A 16717-nucleotide genomic window follows, 5' to 3' on the forward strand; every position below is an offset into this window, starting at 1 on the left:
ATTATCGATAGGCTATCGATAATCGATATGGGAGGGTGTCATGAGTACGTCTTCGGTGTCCGTTCTCCGGCCCACCGCGAAGGACCGGCGCGACCTCTGGGCGAGCATGGCCGTGTTCGCCGGTACCGCGGCGGTGGTCGTCGCCGACTACGTCGCCACCCTGTCCGGGCAGCTCTCGGCCGCGACGGTGACCGCGCGCATGGAACTCGGCGAGGCGGCCACCCCCGTCCCCACGCCGTCCGGTGTGCAGGCGTCACTCGACGGCGCGGTGACCACCTCGCTGCCGGTCGCCGAGCTGTCGCCGGTGACCGTCGCGCTGCTGCGGACGGGCGACGCGGCGCAGACGCTGAGCTACCTGGCCGTGCTGGGGCTGCTGGCCCTGCTCGTGCGCCGGTTCGTGCAGGGCCGGATGTTCGACCACGGCACCTACCGGCTCACCTACCACCTCGGCTGGGTGGCACTGACCATCGCCCTGGTTCCGATGTTCCCCCGGATCACGGGCACCAACATGGCGATCCGCGATCTCGGTCTCACCCACGTCCCCGGCGTCGAGGGCAGTTGGCTCGGAGCCGAGTTCTGGCTGGTGTACGCCGGGGCGATGGTGCTCTCTGCGGTTGCGATCGCGATCCGGGTGGGCAACCGGATGGCACGCGACCAGGAAGGACTCGTGTGATGCCGCCGGAGTCAGAACACGCCGTCCACTGCCGGCTCGACGACCTGCTCGCCGAGCGCGGCATGACCCTCGCGACGCTGTCCGAACGCGTCGGGGTCAGCGTCGCCAACCTGTCCGTGCTGAAGAACGACCGCGCTCGCGCCATCCGGTTCTCGACACTGACCGCGATCTGTCACGTCCTCGGCTGCACCGTCGGGGACCTGCTGACCGTGCAACCCCCGCGGTGACCGCCCGAAGAACTCCTGCGGTACGGGACGCGCGGCGCACATTGTCCGGTCCTTGCGGCGAATGTCTCCCGGCCGTTGCGGATCCGCGCCCGAACCGCTTCCATTGAGTGATGCCGCGGTGGTGCTGGGACGAGGACGAACCGCTGTTCGGTGACGTCGAGTCGCCGGCCGGTGGTGTGGCCATCGCCGGTTGCTCGGCGCTGATCGCCCTCGTCGCGCTGCTGGTGATCGGCCCCGCCCTGGTGTGAACCACGTCCGGTCCCCCCACCCCCTCCTTTTGGGGTTCCGCGCGCGAAAGTGCCTGTTGCGCTCGTACTTACGCGCGCAACTCGCACCGACGCGCGCAACTTGCCCTGACGCGCGCCACGTGCGTCCGACGCGCGCAACTTGCACCGGCGCCGCGCCGGGAGAATTCCCACCGGGACGGGACGGGTGTCCCTGGCGACCGGGACACCGGGCGCAGCACCCTCTCCGTCAGGCGCAGAGCGCGCCGGGACGAGGGAGGGACACCGATGAGCACAGCGAGCGTGACGGAGGACAGCCGCACGGGCGCACGGCGCGCGTCGTCGAGCGCCTGGGCCTGGGGCGGGGCCGTCGCCGGCCTCGCCGGGGTGGTCGCCATCCAGGCGAGCATGGGCATGGGCGCCGCCTACGACGAATCCACGGCGGGCAACGCGTCCGCCATCGCCGACGCCTTCGCGGGTGAGCGGACCGAACTGCTGGTGATGCACCTGTCGCTGATGGTGTCGACGGTGCTGCTGCTGATCTTCGCCGCGGGTCTGCAGCGCCGCCTGCGGATCGCACTGCCCGACGACAGCCTCCTGCCGGCCGTCGCGGCGTTCGGGCTGCTGCTCACCGCGACGGCCTGCCTGCTCGGCGCCGGCCTCGACACCGAATTGCTGTTCGGGCTGAGCGAGCCGGGACAGATGGTCGCCGAGGTCGCCGTCGTCGGTTCGCACTGGGTCGGCACGATCCCGTGGCTGTGGGTGGGCGCGGGGGTCAGCGGCCTGGCGGTGGCCGCCGCCTCGCTGCGCCACGGCGCGACGCCGCAGTGGCTGGGCTGGGCGAGCGTGGTGCTCGGCGGCCTGACGGCGCTGCTCGGGATCTCCCCGCTGCAGTACATGGCCGGCTTCGTCGGCCCGGTGTGGGTGCTCGTCGCCGGCGTCGGATTCGCCGTCTCCGACAGGGCACGCCGATAGGCTGCCGCGCGACGGGACCGGCCGCGGGGCATACTCACCGCACCATGGCTGTTGCGGACGCATCCGAGACGGCGGCGGGCACCGGTGGCGCACCGGGGCCCGCCGCCGTCGTCGCCGTGCTGTCGTGCGGTCTCGCCGTCGCCGCCCTCGCCGTCTTCGCGGCCGCTCGTCCGGACCTCGACTCGGACCAGCTGTTCTTCCTCGTCGACGTCGTCGGTGCCGCGGTATACGGCACCGTCGCCGGGGTGGTGCTCGCCCGCCGGGTGCATCCGGTGCCGCTGCTGCTCTCGCTCGCCTCGATCGGCGTCGGGCTGTCGGCCCTGAGCTACGCGTGGACGAAGCTCGCGCAGGTGCGGCCCGGACTGCCGTTCGCCGGGGTCCTCGCGCCCCTGCAGAGCACCACGTGGATCCCCGGCACCCTGGCGCTGTTCCTGGTGGTGCCCTGGTTGGTCCGTGACACACCGCTCGACCGGCGCGCCCGCCTCGGTGTGCTCACCGGTGCCGCGGTCACCGGCTGGTTCTTCTGGGCCCGTACCTTCACCGGCACCGCCGTCGGCTGGCTCGTGCTGCCCGTCGTCACCGTCGGTCTGCTCGCCGCGGCGGACATCACCTACCGGTGGCGGCGCGGCCCGGTGTCCGACCGCATCGGCCTGGGCTGGCTCGCGCTCGGCACCGCACTGATGGCCGTGTCCTACATCCCGCTCGCGGTGCCCGGCCTGCCGTGGATGCTCACCCCGCTGCTGCACCTGGCCACCCAGGCGTTCTACCCGATCGCGATCCTCGTGGTGGTGCTGCGGCAACGATTGTGGGGGCTCGACCTCGCCGTCAGCCGCGCAGCCGTCGCCGGCAGCCTCGTCGCGGTACTCGCCACCGGCTACCTCGTCGTGACCGCCACCGTCGCCCTGATCCTGCCCACGGACGGCTCGGTCGTGGCCCAGGCCGTCGCCGCGGTCGCGGTGGCGCTGGCGGTGCAGCCGGTCCGGGCCTGGCTGACGCGGCGCGTGCACATCCTCGTCTACGGCGAGGGCGACGATCCGGCGAGCGCGGTGCGCCGGCTCGGCCGGCACTTCGCCGGGGCACAGACGCCGCGGCAACTGCTCGAGGATCTCGCCGCCGGCATCGGCGTCGCGCTGCGACTCGAGTCCGTGACGGTGCGCCGCGGCGACGAGGTGCTCGCCCGCTGGGGCACCCCCACCGGGCCCGCCGAGGAGGTCGTCCTGCGCGACGGCCGGGTCGCGGTGACGGCGCCACCCGGCGAGACCCTCGGGCCGCGCAGCCTCCGCGCACTCGGCGAACTCGCCTCCGTGGTCGAGGCCGGTCTCGTGGTGCTGCGATCCTCGGAGGAGCTCGACGCGGCCCGTGCCCGGCTCACCGAGGCCCGGCTCGCCGAACGCCGCACCATCCGCCGGGAACTGCACGACGGGCTCGGTCCGTCGCTGGCCGGGATCCGGCTCGGGCTGCAGGGCGCCCGCAACCTCGTCGACACCGACTCCGCCGACGCCGTTCCGCTGATCGACTCCCTGCTGCGCGAACTCGACCACCAGGTCGAGGGGGTGCGCGAGCTCTCCCGGGGGCTGCTCCCGCCCGCGCTCGACGAGCTCGGTCTCGCCGCCGCGCTCGAGGAGATGTCGGCTGTCCACTCGCGCAGTGGGTTTCGCGTCGAGGTGGACGCCGACGTGCCCTCGGGCCGCAGCGGTCCGGTCGTCGCGGCGGCGTACGGCATCGCCGCCGAGGCGGTCACCAATGCGCGGCGGCACAGCGGGGCCGACGGATGCCGCGTGCGCGTGCGGGCCTCGGCGGACCGGCTCACCCTCGAGGTGCGCGACGCGGGCCGGGGGATGGACCGGAACGCGCGACGGGGAGTGGGGACGCACAGCATGCGCGAACGCGCCGAGGACGTCGGCGGCAGCGTCGCGATCACGGGGGCGCAGCCGCACGGCACCGTCGTCACGGCGCACCTGCCGTGGGGACCGTCGTGAGCGCCCCCACGGCGATCGCCGTCGCCGTCGTCGACGATCATCCCGTGTTCCGGCTCGGCCTCGTCGCCCTGCTGGGCACCCTCGACGGCATCGAGGTGGTGGCGCAGGCAAGTTCGGTCGCCGAGGCGCTCGAGGTGATCACCGCGGACGTCGACGTCGTGCTCATGGACCTCGAACTCGGGGACGGCTCGGGCATCGAGGCGACCCGGCTGCTGCTCGGACGGTTCCCCGAGTTGCGGGTGCTGGTGGTGACCATGCACGAGGACGAGGACTCGCTCGTCGCGTCGGTGCGCGCCGGGGCGCGCGGCTATCTCGTCAAGGGTGCGGACCCGTCGGGCGTGGAGCGGGCGATCCGGGCCGTCGCGGACGGCGAGGTCATCGTCGGCGCCGCCGTCGCCGCCAAGGCGATCGGCGCGATGGCGGCCTCCCGCACCCTCGCGCCCACGGTCTTCCCGGAACTGACCGACCGGGAACGCGAGGTGCTGGACCTGATGGCGCGCGGGCACGACAACGCCACCATCGCCCGCCGCCTGGTGCTGAGCCCGAAGACGGTGCGCAACCACGTGTCGAACGTGCTCGGCAAGCTCGGCGCGGCCGACCGGTCGACCGCGATCGTGCAGGCCCGCGAGGCCGGCCTGGGGGTGTGAACGTCCGCTCGGTTCGGTCACGGACTCCGCTCGGTTCGGTCCTTCAGTCCGCGGCGTCCCGGCTCCTAGGGTGGACGACGTCGGGCGTGACGGCTGTCACGAGCTGGCGCCCCTCGCATCCGCAAAGCACGGGAAGGAACCTGCGCACTGTGACCTCCGAGGCATTCATCTACGAAGCCATCCGAACTCCGCGCGGCCGCGGCAAGAAGACCGGGTCGCTGCACTCGGTCAAGCCGATCTCCCTGGTCACCGGCCTGATCGACGAACTGCGCGTGCGGTTCCCGGACCTGGACGAGAACCGCATCTCGGACCTGATCCTCGGCGTCGTCGGGCCGGTGGGCGACCAGGGCGCCGACATCGCCCGCACCGCGGTGACCGCGGCGCGCATGCCCGACACCGTCGGCGGCGTGCAGATCAACCGCTTCTGCGCCTCCGGCCTCGAGGCTGTGAACATGGCCGCGCAGAAGGTCCGCTCCGGCTGGGACGAGCTCGTCGTCGCGGGTGGCGTCGAATCGATGTCGCGGGTGCCGATGGGCTCCGACGGCGGCCCGTGGGCGCTGGACCCCGCCACCAACTACGACACCTACTTCGTGCCGCAGGGTGTCAGCGCCGACCTGATCGCCACCATGGAGGGCTTCAGCCGCGAGGACGTCGACGCCTACGCGCTCCGCTCGCAGCAGCTCGCCGCGGCGGCCTGGTCCGGCGGCTACTTCGCCAAGTCCGTGGTGCCGGTCAAGGACCAGAACGGCCTGACCGTCCTCGACCACGACGAGCACATGCGTCCCGACACCACCCTCGCGGGTCTGGCCGGACTGCAGCCGTCGTTCGCGATGGTCGGCGAGATGGGCGGCTTCGACGCCGTCGCGCTGCAGAAGTTCCACTTCGTGGAGAAGATCGACCACGTCCACCACGGCGGCAACAGCTCCGGCATCGTCGACGGCGCCGCGCTGGTGCTCGTCGGTTCCGAGCAGGCCGGCAAGGACATGGGCCTGACCCCGCGGGCGCGCATCGTCGCCACCGCCACCTCGGGTGCGGACTCGACGATCATGCTCACCGGTCCCACCCCGGCCGCGCACAAGGTCCTCGCCGCCGCCGGCCTGACCGTGGACGACATCGACCTGTTCGAGATCAACGAGGCGTTCGCGTCCGTCGTGCTCAAGTTCCAGAAGGACCTGAAGATCCCGGACGAGAAGCTCAACGTCAACGGCGGCGCCATCGCGATGGGGCACCCGCTCGGCGCGACCGGCGCCATGATCATGGGAACGATGGTCGACGAGCTCGAGCGCCGCGGTGCCCGCCGCGCCCTCGTCACCCTCTGTATCGGTGGCGGCATGGGTGTGGCCACGATCATCGAGCGCGTCTGAAACTTCGGAAGGGACTGGGGAATTCACAGTGACTGAGAACAACATGATCGGCTGGGAGCGCGACGCCGACGGCATCGTGGTGCTGACCCTCGACGACCCGAACCAGGGCGCGAACACCATGAACGAGCTGTACAAGGCGTCGATGAAGGCCACCGTCGACCGCCTCGTCGCCGAGAAGGACGACATCACCGGTGTCGTGATCACCTCCGCCAAGAAGACCTTCTTCGCCGGCGGCGACCTGAAGAACATGATCAAGGTCGGGCCGGAGGACGCGCAGCGGATCTTCGACGAGGTCGAGGCGATCAAGGCGGACCTGCGCCGGCTCGAGACCCTCGGCAAGCCCGTCGTCGCCGCGATCAACGGCGCGGCCCTCGGCGGCGGCCTCGAGATCGCGCTCGCCACCCACCACCGCATCGCGGCCGACGTCAAGGGCGTCCAGATCGGCCTGCCCGAGGCCACGCTGGGCCTGCTGCCCGGCGGTGGCGGCGTCACCCGCACCGTGCGGATGCTGGGTCTGCAGACCGCGCTGATGCAGGTGCTGCTGCAGGGGCAGCGCTACAACCCGGCCAAGGCGAAGGAGATCGGCCTGATCGACGAGATCGTCGGCGGCATCGACGAACTCGTCCCCGCCGCCAAGGCGTGGATCAAGGCCAACCCCGAGGGCGGCGTGCAGCCCTGGGACAAGAAGGGCTTCAAGATCCCCGGTGGTACCCCGGCGTCGCCGGCGTTCGCGGCGAACCTGCCGGCGTTCCCGGCGAACCTGCGCAAGCAGCTCAAGGGTGCCCCGATGCCGGCGCCGCGGGCCATCATGGCCGCCGCCGTGGAGGGCTCGCAGGTCGACATCGACAATGCGTCGAAGATCGAGGGCCGGTACTTCACCGAGCTCGTCACCGGCCAGGTCGCCAAGAACATGATCCAGGCGTTCTTCTTCGACATGCAGGCCATCAATTCCGGTGCGTCACGGCCGAACCAGGCCGACGGCACGCCGTTCCCGAAGACCACCTTCCGGAAGGTCGCCGTGCTGGGCGCCGGCATGATGGGCGCGGGCATCGCCTACGTGTGCGCCAAGGCCGGCATGGACGTGATCCTCAAGGACGTCTCGATCGAGTCGGCGCAGAAGGGTAAGGCGTACTCGGAGGGCCTCGAGGCCAAGGCGCTCTCGCGCGGCAAGACGACGGAGGAGAAGTCCGCGGCGCTGCTTGCCCGCATCACTCCCAGCGCGGACGTCGCCGATCTGGCGGGTGCGGACCTCGTCATCGAGGCGGTGTTCGAGAACACCGAACTCAAGCACAAGGTGTTCCAGGAGATCCAGGACGTCGTCGCGCCGGACGCGGTGCTCGGTTCGAACACCTCGACGCTGCCGATCACCGGTCTCGCGGAGGGCGTGATGCGGCAGGAGGACTTCATCGGCCTGCACTTCTTCTCGCCGGTCGACAAGATGCCGCTGCTCGAGATCATCGCCGGGGAGAAGACCTCCGACGCGACGCTGGCCAAGGCGTTCGATCTCGCCCAGCAGATCCGCAAGACCCCCATCGTCGTCAACGACTCGCGGGGCTTCTTCACCTCGCGCGTCATCGGCACGTTCGTCAACGAGGCGATCCGCATGGTCGGCGAGGGCATCGAGCCGGCGACGATCGAGCAGGCCGGTTCGCAGGCCGGCTACCCGGCGCCGCCGCTGCAGCTGTCGGACGAGCTGAACCTGACGCTGATGCAGAAGATCCGCAAGGAGACCGAGGCGGCGACCGAGGCGTCGGGACTGAAGGTGCCGCAGGACGATTCGTCCACCGTCGTCGACTTCCTCGTCGACGAGGGCCGTCCGGGCCGTGCGGGCGGCGGCGGCTTCTACGAGTACGTCGACGGCAAGCGCAGCCGCATCTGGCCGGGCCTGCGGGAGAAGTTCGACAGTGCCCCCACGGACATCCCGATCCAGGACCTGATCGAGCGGATGCTGTTCATCGAGGCCATCGAGACGCAGAAGTGCTTCGACGAGGGCGTGCTGCGCACCACCGCCGACGCCAACATCGGCTCGATCCTCGGCATCGGCTTCCCGGCCTGGACCGGTGGCGTCGCCCAGTACATCGCCGGCTACCCCGGCGGTAAGGAGGGCTTCGTCAAGCGCGCCGAGGAACTCGCCGCCAAGTACGGCGAGCGCTTCACCCCCCCGGCGTCCCTGCGCTGACCCCCGTGCGCGGTTTTGGTAGCCATCGCTACCAAAACCGCGCACGAGTTCTCCACAGGTGAGGGCTCCCGGCCACGGTCGGGGGCCCTCGTTCGTCGCGGGGTCCGCCATCATCGACCGCATGGGGGACTTCGAGAAGAGCGACGTGCAGAAGCTGTTCGACGATCGAGCCGGCCTGGTGACCCAGACCGAGCTGACCGACCTGGGGGTAGGGCGGGGAACAGTGCGGCATCTGCTCGACACCGGGCGGTGGCAGCGCGTCCTGCAGGGCGTCTACGCCGTCAGCAGCGGGCCGCTGACACGGACCATGGTGCTCGAGGCGGCGCTGCTCTACGGGGGTGGAGCGGCGATGCTGAGCCATCGCACTGCGGCGGAGCTGTGGGGCATGCTCCCGGTCGACGACACCGCACCGGTGCACATCACCGTTCCCGTGGGCAGGTCGGCCCTACCCCAGCGAGCGACGATGCGGGCACCCGGACGGAAAGCGACGCTCCCGGTGTCGAAGCCGGACGCCGTTCTTCATCCGGGGGTGATCGTGCACCGGTCCCGGGCGCACGCCCACATCGGCGTCGATCGGTACCTGCCGCGCACGACCAAGGTCGACACCGCACTGGATCTGGCCACCGCGCAGCCGTCGCCGCGGGAGGCGTACCTGTCGCTGATCTCCACGGTCACGAACGCCGGGATCCGGCTGCACACCGTGCGACGGCGACTCGAGGAGCGGCCGCCGTACCGGTATCGGACCGCGCTCGACGAGGCCGTGACACTGCTGGCGGAGGGGGTGCAGTCCGTCCTGGAGTACCACTACGCGATCGATGTCGAGCGTGCGCATGCACTGCCCGTGGCGGACCGGCAGAGCCCGGTCGTCGTGGACGGCAGGACCCTGTACGAGGACTGCACGTACGACGGCGCCGGATGCCCGCTCACGGTGCGGTTGGACGGCAGGTGGGTGCATTCGATGCGCGAAGTCGCCTTCCGCGACCGGCGTCGGGACAACGCCGCTGAGCTGGCCGGACGATCGCGGCTGGTCTTCGGATACCGGGAGGTGGCGTCGTCGCCGTGCGACGTCGCGCGCGAGGTGGAGACGGTGCTGACCCGGTTGGGCTGGGTCCGGGACGAGCCGAACCCCTGCTCGTGCCGTGCGCGGTTCTGGTAGTGGGTACTACCAGAACCGCGCACGGGCCGCGGAGCGGCCTATGCGACCCACCACGGGCGCAGCGGGACGTTCGGCTCCTGATCCGGGCCGAGCTTGACGGCCAGGACGTGGTGCAGTTGCACGACGTTGCGTTCGAAGCCGAGGCGGGAACCGGCCATGTACAGGCCCCACACGCGGGCGGTGCCCTCGCCGACCTCGGCGACGCACGCGTCCCAGTTGGCGACGAGGTTCTCGCACCAGCCCTTCAGGGTCAGCGCGTAGTGCTGGCGCAGGTTCTCCTCGTGCAGCACCTCGAGGCCGATGTCCTGGATCTCGGTGATGATGCGCCCCGAGCCGGTGAGTTCCCCGTCGGGGAAGACGTACCGGTCGATGAAGCCCCCGGCCTTGACGGGGCCGCGGTTGACCGGACGGGTGATGCAGTGATTGAGCAGCAAGCCGCCCTCGCGCAGCTTGTCGTGCAACCGCCGGAAGTACGTGGGGTAGTTCTGCACGCCGATGTGCTCGGTCAGCCCGATCGAGGAGATCGCGTCGAAGCCCGTCTCCGGCACGTCGCGGTAGTCGGAGAAGCGGACCTCGGCGAGGTCGGTGAGTCCCTCGTCGGCGATGGCCTTCTGCGCCCACTCCGCCTGCTCCCGCGACAGGGTGACGCCGAGTGCCTTGACGCCGCGCCGTGCCGCGTACCGCACCATCCCGCCCCAGCCGCAGCCGATGTCGAGGAGACGGTCCCCGGGCTGCAGCCGCAGCTTCTCGAAGACGAGGCGGTACTTGTTCTCCTGTGCGTCCTCGAGACTCTGCGCCTCGGAGTCGAACAGCGCGCACGTGTACGTCATGGACGGGCCCAGGACGTGCTCGTAGAACGCGTTGGAGACGTCGTAGTGATGGTGGATCACCTCGGCGTCACGGCTGCGCGAATGCCGGAGCCCCTCCGCGAACCGGCGCCAGCGCGGCAGGTGCTCCTGCGGGGGCGGCGCGATGGGCTTGAGCGTCTCCAACCCCAGCGAGCGGGCGATCTGCGCGAGCGTCAGTGCCGGTGGACGCTGGAAGTGCAAGTCGCCCAGGGCCTTCAGGAGCTCGTACGGGTTGCCGGGATGGACGCCTTCGGCTTCGAGGTCACCCGAGACGTAGGCGCGGGCCATGCCGAGGTCGCCGGGTGCCGTCGCCAGATAGGTCGTGCCGCGCGTGGAGGTCAACCGCAGGCCGTACGGGGCGTCCGCCGGGCCGGCGCTGGAGCCGTCGTACGCGGTGAACCGCACCGGCAGCTCGCCGCCGGTCACGGTCTCGAGAATCTGGGCGAGCGTGAGCCGGCCGTCGGGAATGCCTGGTTCTCGCAACGTGGTCATCTGTTGTGCACCGCCTTCGAGAAGAGGTCAAGCAAACGGGATTCGGGGTCGTAACGCTTCTTCAGGGCGGGATAGTCCCCGCCGCCGTAGTAGAGCTCTTCGAACTCCGCGCGCGTGTAGTACGAGTCGGAGTACAGCGATTTGTGGCCGTCGAGCTCGGCGACCTTGTGTTCGATGCGACGGTTCGCGGCGCCCTCGATCTCGCCGGCAACGGCCGGGACCGACGACCAGAAGCCGACGTTGACATAGGTGCGTTTCGGTTCGAGCGGGTACAGGGGCCACGGCCGCTGGGCGTCGCGCGCCACCGGGCCGCCCTCCCGTAACCGCAAGGGGCACAGCCAGACCGGCTCGATCGGAATCTCGTCGAGGAACCAGCGCAGGAACTCGGCGGTCCGTTCGATCGGCACCTCGATGTCCTGCACGACGCGTTCGCGCGGCAGGTTGCCCTTGCGCCGCTCGATACGGTCGGCGACGCCGTAGCGGTGGTCGAGGGCGATCAGCTTCCAGTAGAAGCTGCTGCGGAGCAGGCGCTTCGGCCACAGCCGCCGGATCCGGGGGTCCTGGGCGCCGAAGGCGCGCGAGCACCAGAACCAGTCGGTGTCCCACCGCCACAGGTAGTCCCGGACGGTGAGGCGGTCGGTCCGCGGATGGTTGACGGATGCGTGCTGGATCGAGCGGTAGTAGATGTTTTCGCCGGTGTAGTCGCTGACCGGGCCGGGGGCGTCGGTCTGCGTCCCGAGGGTCAGGTAGGACTCCGCGGCGGAGAACATCACCCCGTCGAGGTAGTCGACCGGCACCCCGGCGTGCACCCGCTCGGTGGCGATGCGGTCGAGGGCCGACTGCATCTCGTCGAGCGAGTCGAACCGCAGATGCCGCAGCGCCACGTACGGTTTCACCGGTTCGAGTTCGATGCGCAGGCGCGTGGCGTAGCCGAGGGTGCCGTAGGAGTTGGGGAAACCGTGGAACAGGTCGGCGTGCTCACCGTCGGGGGTGGCGGTGACGATCTCGCCCGCGCCGGTGAGGATGTCCATCTCGAGGACCGACTCGTGCGGCAGGCCGTTGCGGAAGGAGGTCGACTCGATGCCGAGCCCGGTGACCGCGCCGCCGAGCGTGATCGTCTTCAGCTGCGGCACCACCAGGGGTGCGAGGCCGTGGGGCAGGGTCGCGTCGACCAGGTCCTCGTAGGTGCACATGCCGGCGACGTCGGCGGTGCGCGCGACGGGGTCGACGGAGACGACGCCGCCGAGGCCGGACACGTCGAGGCCGGGCGCGTTCACCCGGGCCCGGGCCCGGAAGAGGTTGGAGGTCTTCTTCGCCAGGCGCACGGGGGCGTCGGCAGGGATGGCGCGGTAGGAACGCAACAGGCGCTCGACACCCGCCCGATGTGCGGATTCTCCGCTCGGGACTACGACTGACTTCGGCTTCTGCATACGACTCCCTGGGGCGACGCACGGTGGCGACCTTCACAATAGCCCCGCGGGCCCGCCCGGGCGCGACGATGCAGCAGGCAGGATGGGAACCGGTGACGGCCGCGCTCCGAGCGGCCCACGGGCAACAGGAGGAACAGTGGGACAGGTAAGCGCCAGCAGTTCGATTCAGCTCGCCGCGGCGCCGGAGCGGGTGCTCGAGGCCCTCGCGGACTACGAGTCGGTGCGTCCGCGCATCCTCCCGGAGCAGTACCGCGACTACCGGGTGCTCTCGGGTGGTCGCGGCGACGGCACGGTCGTGCACTGGATCCTGCAGGCGACGAAGAAGCGGGCTCGCGACGTCGAGGCGCGAGTGGCGGTCTCGGGCAGCACGATCACCGAGCGGGACGCGAACTCGTCCCTGGTGACCACGTGGAGCGTGGTGCCCAACGGCACCGGTTCGACCGTGGTGACGTTGACCGAGTGGAAGGGTGCGGGCGGCATCGGCGGCTTCTTCGAGAAGACCTTCGCGCCGCTCGGGCTGCGCAAGATCCAGGAGCAGGTGCTGGCGAACCTGAAGCGCGAACTGGACTAGAGGGCGTCGGCGGGGTCGCCGGCGAACGCGACGATCCCGGCGACGACGGCGGTGGCGTAACGCTGCCGCCCGTCGGGATCGGTCATCGTCGCGGCGTCCGTCGCGTTGCGCATGTTGCCGAGCTCGACCAGCACCGACGGCCGTCGGGCCAGATTGAGTCCGGCCAGGTCGTCGCGACCGAGCAGGCCGTCGGTGCCGAGGTACGTGGACGGGGTCAGTCCGGCGTCGACGAGGGCGTCGCGCACGGCGACGGCGAGGGCGACGGACGGGCCGGCCTGCACCTCGTCGAGTGGGGGCGCCGAGTAGTTGACGTGGAAGCCGCGCCCGTCGGCGGGGCCGCCGTCGGCGTGCAGGCTGACCACGACGTCCGCGCCGGAGGCGTTGGCCTCTTCCGCGCGCCGGTCCACGCAGGCCGCGACGGACGCGTCGTCGGGGCGGCTGAGCAGCACGTGCGCGCCGAGCTCCTCGAGTTCGGCGCGCACGAGCATCGCGACGTCCCAGTTGAAGGTGTGTTCCGCGTAGCCCGAGTCGGTGCTGGTGCCGGTGGTCTGGCAGTTCTTGGTGCCGCCGCGGCCGGTGGGCACCTGGGCGGTGATGCTCGCGTCGTTGGTGCCGTTGTGGCCGGGGTCGAGGAAGACGGTGCGGCCGGTCAGCGGCAGGTCCGGGGTCGCGGTCGCGGGGACTCCCGGCAGGGACAGGGCCAGCACGCAGGTGGCGGCGACGGTGATCCGGCGGGACAGTCCACGCACGCGCATTCCGTCACGGTACCGGGGACGGACTACCCTGAGTTGCGAAATCCCGCGAAAGGACATGCCTGTGGAACCCGGTGGAATGCCCGACATGCAGCAGCTCCTGGCGCAGGCGCAGCAGATGCAGCAGCAGCTGATGGCCGCCCAGGCGGAGATGGCGCAGGCGGAGGTGACCGGCCAGGCCGGTGGCGGCCTGGTGACGGCGACGGTGAAGGGGACCGGTGAGGTCGTCGGCCTTCGGATCAACCCCGAGGTCGTCGACCCCGAGGACGTGGAGACGCTGCAGGACCTGGTGATCGGCGCGATCGCCGACGCGTCGGCGAAGGCGCAGGAGATCGCCTCCGAGAAGCTCGGCCCCCTGGCCGGTGGGCTCGGCGGCGGCATTCCCGGTCTGCCCGGCTTCTAGAGGAGTCACGTGTACGAGGGACCGGTCCAGGACCTGATCGACGAGCTCGGCAAGCTGCCGGGCATCGGTCCGAAGAGCGCCCAGCGCATCGCGTTCCACCTGTTGTCGGTCGAGCCGCCGGAGCTCGACCGGCTGCAGGCGGCCCTGCAGCAGGTGCGCGACGGCGTCCGGTTCTGCGAGGTGTGCGGCACGGTGGCGGATCAGGAGCGGTGCCGGATCTGTTCCGATCCGCGCCGGGACCGGACCCAGATCTGTGTGGTCGAGGAGCCGAAGGACGTGCAGGCCATCGAGCGCACCCGCGAGTTCCGTGGGCGCTACCACGTGCTCGGCGGCGCCCTCGATCCGCTCAGCGGCATCGGTCCGGACCAGTTGCGGATCCGTGAGCTGCTCACCCGCATCGGCAATCAGGAGGACGGCGTCGACGTCACCGAGGTGATCATCGCGACGGACCCCAACACGGAGGGCGAGGCCACGGCGACGTACCTCGTGCGGATGCTGCGGGACTTCCCCGGCCTGACCGTGACGCGGCTGGCGTCCGGTCTGCCCATGGGGGGCGACCTCGAGTTCGCCGACGAGCTGACCCTCGGGCGGGCGCTCTCGGGCCGACGCACACTGTGACCGCCCCGAGACGCACCGGGGAGCAGACGCGCCGCCGGATCCTCGACGCGGCCGGCATGGCGTTCGCGACGCGTCCGTACCGCGAGATCACCCTCAAGGACATCGCCGAGGACGCCGGCGTCAGCCCGGCGCTGATCATCAAGTACTTCGGTTCCAAGGAGCAGTTGTTCGACGCGCTGGTCGACTTCCAGAGCGCGGCGGACGTGTTGTTCGACGGTCCCCTCGAACAGCTGGGGGAGCGGATGGTGTCGATGCTGGCGCGGCCGCTCGAACCGTACAAGCCGCTCTCGATGAACATCCTGTTCATGAGCGGGGCGAGCGAGGAGAGCAACAGCAAGCTCCGGGAGAACTATTCGAAGCAGATGATCGACGCGCTCGCGGCACGCCTGCCCGGCCCGGATGCACGGTTGCGGGCGGAGCTGGCGATGTCGATGGTGATGGGTCTGGCGATCATGCGGCGGCGCATGCTCGCGGAGCGCGCCACCGGTTCGGTGCCGGACGTGGTGGCGCGGTACGCGCCGCTGGTGCAGGAGCTGCTCGACGGGGCGGAGTGACCGACGGCCCGGAGTGAGATGCGGGTCACCTCTGTTGCGGGGTAAACGGCTATTCACTTAGCCTGGTAAACAATTATTCACCCCGCGCGGAGGAGGGCCGATGGCGTACGTGTCCACCCACCCCCTCCGGCTGCGCGGATCCCGGCCGGACCGGTCGCTCGCCGGGCCGCCCGCCCGCGGGGCGGCGACGGCGGTCGCGCCCCGGCCGTCGCGTTTCGTCTTCCCGATCCTCGCGGTCGGGGCGATCTTCCAGGCGATCATGCAGACGGTCATGGTGCCGCTGCTGCCGAGCATGCCGGCGCTGACCGGCGCCGGCACCACGGCCGTGTCGTGGCTGGTGACCGCCACCCTGCTGGTCGGGGCCGTGATGACCCCGATCTTCGGCCGGCTCGCCGACATGGTCGGCAAGAAGCGCATGCTGCTCGTCGCGCTCGTCCTGATGACCGTCGGATCGCTGCTGTGCGCGATCAGCTCGAACATCGCGGTCCTCATCACCGCCCGCGGTCTGCAGGGCGCGGGCGCGGCGGTCATTCCGATCGGCATGTCGATCCTGCGGGAGGAACTGCCGAGGGACCGCGTCGGACGCGCCGTCGCCCTGCTCAGCTCCACCCTCGGCCTGGGCACCGCGCTGGGCATCCCGTTCGCCGCCGCCATCGTCCAGTTCGCGGATTGGCACGTGCTGTTCTGGGTCACCACCGCGATCGGCGCGGCGGTGGCGACCGCGGCCGCGGTGTTCATCCGCGAGTCCCGCACCCGCACCGGCGGCCGGTTCGACGGCGTCGGCGCGGTCGGCCTGAGCGCCGCGCTGGTGAGCCTGCTCGTCCCCCTCACCCAGGGCAGCACCTGGGGCTGGACCAGCCCCGCCGTGCTGTCGATGTTCGCCGCCGCCGTCGTGCTGTTCGGACTGTGGGGATTCCAGCAGCTGCGCAACCGCAATCCGCTCGTCGATCTGCGGGCCTCGGCGCGGCGCACGGTCCTGATGCCGCACCTGGCCGCCCTGCTGGTGGGGTTCGCGTTCTACGGCAACACCCTCATCACCACGCAGTTGCTGCAGGCCGACCCCGACCACGGCGCCGGGTACGGGCTGCCGATCCTGCTCGCGGCCCTGTGCCAGCTGCCGGCGAGCTTCGCGATGATGTCGTTCGCCCTCGTCGCGGCGCGGTTGTCCGACCGGTGGGGCACGAAGGTCCCCATGCTGGCCGGCGCGTTGTTCCTGCTGGGCGGCTACTCGCTGCATGCGGTGCCCGACAAGCCGCTGTGGTCGGTGGTGGTGGCGCTCGGTGTCGCCGCCATCGGCACCACACTCGTGTACTGCACACTGCCGGTGCTGATCATGGGTGCGGTCCCGCTCGAGCAGACCGCCGCGGCGAACGGCGTCAACGTGCTGCTGCGCACCACGGGCAGCACGGTGTGCAGCGCCGTGGTCGCGACCGTCCTTGCGGCGCATCTGGTGAACGGCGGCATCGCCGCGGCGGGCTTCTCGATCGCCTACCTGGCGTGCGCTGCCTGCGCGGTGGTGGTGTTCGTGGCCGCGCTCGCGCTGCCGGCGGCGAACCGGCGGCCCGTCGAGCACGTCACCTCCGAGGTGCCTTCCGTATGAGTAACGCCGGTCCGCCGCCCGCGTG

17 protein-coding genes are annotated in these 16717 nt (G+C 70.9%); 14 read left to right on the plus strand and 3 right to left on the minus strand.

Going from position 1 to position 16717, the window contains the following annotated elements; translation table 11 throughout:
• The first annotated feature begins 40 nt into the window (after positions 1-40).
• The 9 genes from LZP97_RS22950 to LZP97_RS22990 all read left to right on the plus strand — a co-directional run bounded on the left by LZP97_RS22950 (position 41) and on the right by LZP97_RS22990 (position 9424).
• A complete protein-coding gene (locus LZP97_RS22950) occupies positions 41-673 on the plus strand; it encodes a hypothetical protein (protein WP_225223152.1) in 633 nt (210 codons plus the stop codon).
• Positions 673-900, plus strand: coding sequence for a helix-turn-helix domain-containing protein (locus LZP97_RS22955; RefSeq protein WP_029540072.1), 228 nt, complete (start codon positions 673-675; stop codon positions 898-900). Before LZP97_RS22950 ends, LZP97_RS22955 begins: the two co-directional genes overlap by 1 nt.
• A gap of 110 nt (positions 901-1010) precedes the next feature.
• Positions 1011-1148, plus strand: a complete 138-nt coding sequence (locus LZP97_RS22960; protein ID WP_017681507.1) for a hypothetical protein — start codon at positions 1011-1013, stop codon at positions 1146-1148.
• Positions 1149-1412: 264 nt separating this feature from the next.
• Positions 1413-2099, plus strand: a complete 687-nt coding sequence (locus LZP97_RS22965; RefSeq protein WP_048773627.1) for a hypothetical protein — start codon at positions 1413-1415, stop codon at positions 2097-2099.
• 44 nt (positions 2100-2143) lie between these two features.
• Positions 2144-4078: a sensor histidine kinase gene (locus tag LZP97_RS22970; protein WP_048773629.1), complete on the plus strand. Its 1935-nt coding sequence runs from the start codon at positions 2144-2146 to the stop codon at positions 4076-4078.
• Positions 4063-4725, plus strand: coding sequence for a response regulator transcription factor (locus LZP97_RS22975; RefSeq protein WP_010594919.1), 663 nt, complete (start codon positions 4063-4065; stop codon positions 4723-4725). Before LZP97_RS22970 ends, LZP97_RS22975 begins: the two co-directional genes overlap by 16 nt.
• A 149-nt stretch (positions 4726-4874) precedes the next feature.
• Complete coding sequence (locus LZP97_RS22980; protein WP_010594920.1) at positions 4875-6089, plus strand: acetyl-CoA C-acetyltransferase; 1215 nt, start codon at positions 4875-4877, stop codon at positions 6087-6089.
• A 28-nt stretch (positions 6090-6117) separates the two neighbouring features.
• On the plus strand, positions 6118-8268 hold the full coding sequence (locus tag LZP97_RS22985; RefSeq protein ID WP_026137955.1) for a 3-hydroxyacyl-CoA dehydrogenase NAD-binding domain-containing protein: 2151 nt from the start codon (positions 6118-6120) through the stop codon (positions 8266-8268).
• A gap of 121 nt (positions 8269-8389) precedes the next feature.
• Positions 8390-9424, plus strand: coding sequence for a type IV toxin-antitoxin system AbiEi family antitoxin domain-containing protein (locus tag LZP97_RS22990; protein ID WP_048773631.1), 1035 nt, complete (start codon positions 8390-8392; stop codon positions 9422-9424).
• A 38-nt stretch (positions 9425-9462) separates the two neighbouring features.
• Here LZP97_RS22990 and LZP97_RS22995 read toward each other — a convergent pair whose 3' ends face one another.
• Both LZP97_RS22995 and LZP97_RS23000 read right to left on the minus strand, forming a co-directional pair.
• Positions 9463-10764, minus strand: a complete 1302-nt coding sequence (locus LZP97_RS22995) for a class I SAM-dependent methyltransferase (RefSeq protein ID WP_010594923.1) — start codon at positions 10762-10764, stop codon at positions 9463-9465.
• Entirely contained in the window at positions 10761-12194 is a 1434-nt protein-coding gene (locus LZP97_RS23000; RefSeq protein WP_010594924.1) for an FAD-binding oxidoreductase, read from the minus strand. Before LZP97_RS23000 ends, LZP97_RS22995 begins: the two co-directional genes overlap by 4 nt.
• A gap of 136 nt (positions 12195-12330) precedes the next feature.
• Here LZP97_RS23000 and LZP97_RS23005 point away from each other — a divergent pair, with 136 nt between their 5' ends.
• A complete protein-coding gene (locus LZP97_RS23005) occupies positions 12331-12765 on the plus strand; it encodes an SRPBCC family protein (protein WP_010594925.1) in 435 nt (144 codons plus the stop codon).
• Here LZP97_RS23005 and LZP97_RS23010 read toward each other — a convergent pair.
• Positions 12762-13520 carry an Rv3717 family N-acetylmuramoyl-L-alanine amidase gene (locus LZP97_RS23010; protein ID WP_072786557.1) on the minus strand — a complete coding sequence of 253 codons (759 nt, stop codon included), beginning with the start codon at positions 13518-13520 and terminating at the stop codon, positions 12762-12764. The two genes, LZP97_RS23005 and LZP97_RS23010, sit on opposite strands and share 4 nt — an antisense overlap.
• A gap of 76 nt (positions 13521-13596) precedes the next feature.
• Between LZP97_RS23010 and LZP97_RS23015 the strand changes: the two genes are divergently transcribed.
• The 4 genes from LZP97_RS23015 to LZP97_RS23030 all read left to right on the plus strand — a co-directional run bounded on the left by LZP97_RS23015 (position 13597) and on the right by LZP97_RS23030 (position 16692).
• A complete protein-coding gene (locus tag LZP97_RS23015; RefSeq protein ID WP_048773633.1) occupies positions 13597-13920 on the plus strand; it encodes a YbaB/EbfC family nucleoid-associated protein in 324 nt (107 codons plus the stop codon).
• A 9-nt stretch (positions 13921-13929) separates the two neighbouring features.
• The gene (recR, locus tag LZP97_RS23020; protein ID WP_010594928.1) at positions 13930-14538 is read left to right on the plus strand and encodes a recombination mediator RecR; all 609 of its coding nucleotides are present in this window, start codon (positions 13930-13932) and stop codon (positions 14536-14538) included.
• The gene (locus LZP97_RS23025; protein WP_010594929.1) at positions 14535-15092 is read left to right on the plus strand and encodes a TetR/AcrR family transcriptional regulator; all 558 of its coding nucleotides are present in this window, start codon (positions 14535-14537) and stop codon (positions 15090-15092) included. The genes recR and LZP97_RS23025 overlap by 4 nt, the downstream gene beginning before the upstream one ends.
• Before the next feature lie 100 nt (positions 15093-15192).
• Positions 15193-16692: an MFS transporter gene (locus LZP97_RS23030; protein WP_017681517.1), complete on the plus strand. Its 1500-nt coding sequence runs from the start codon at positions 15193-15195 to the stop codon at positions 16690-16692.
• Positions 16693-16717 lie beyond the last annotated feature (25 nt).

It is taken from the genome of Rhodococcus sp. DMF-1 (genome assembly GCF_021441945.1).
Taxonomy (GTDB): Bacteria; Actinomycetota; Actinomycetes; order Mycobacteriales; family Mycobacteriaceae; genus Rhodococcus; species Rhodococcus ruber.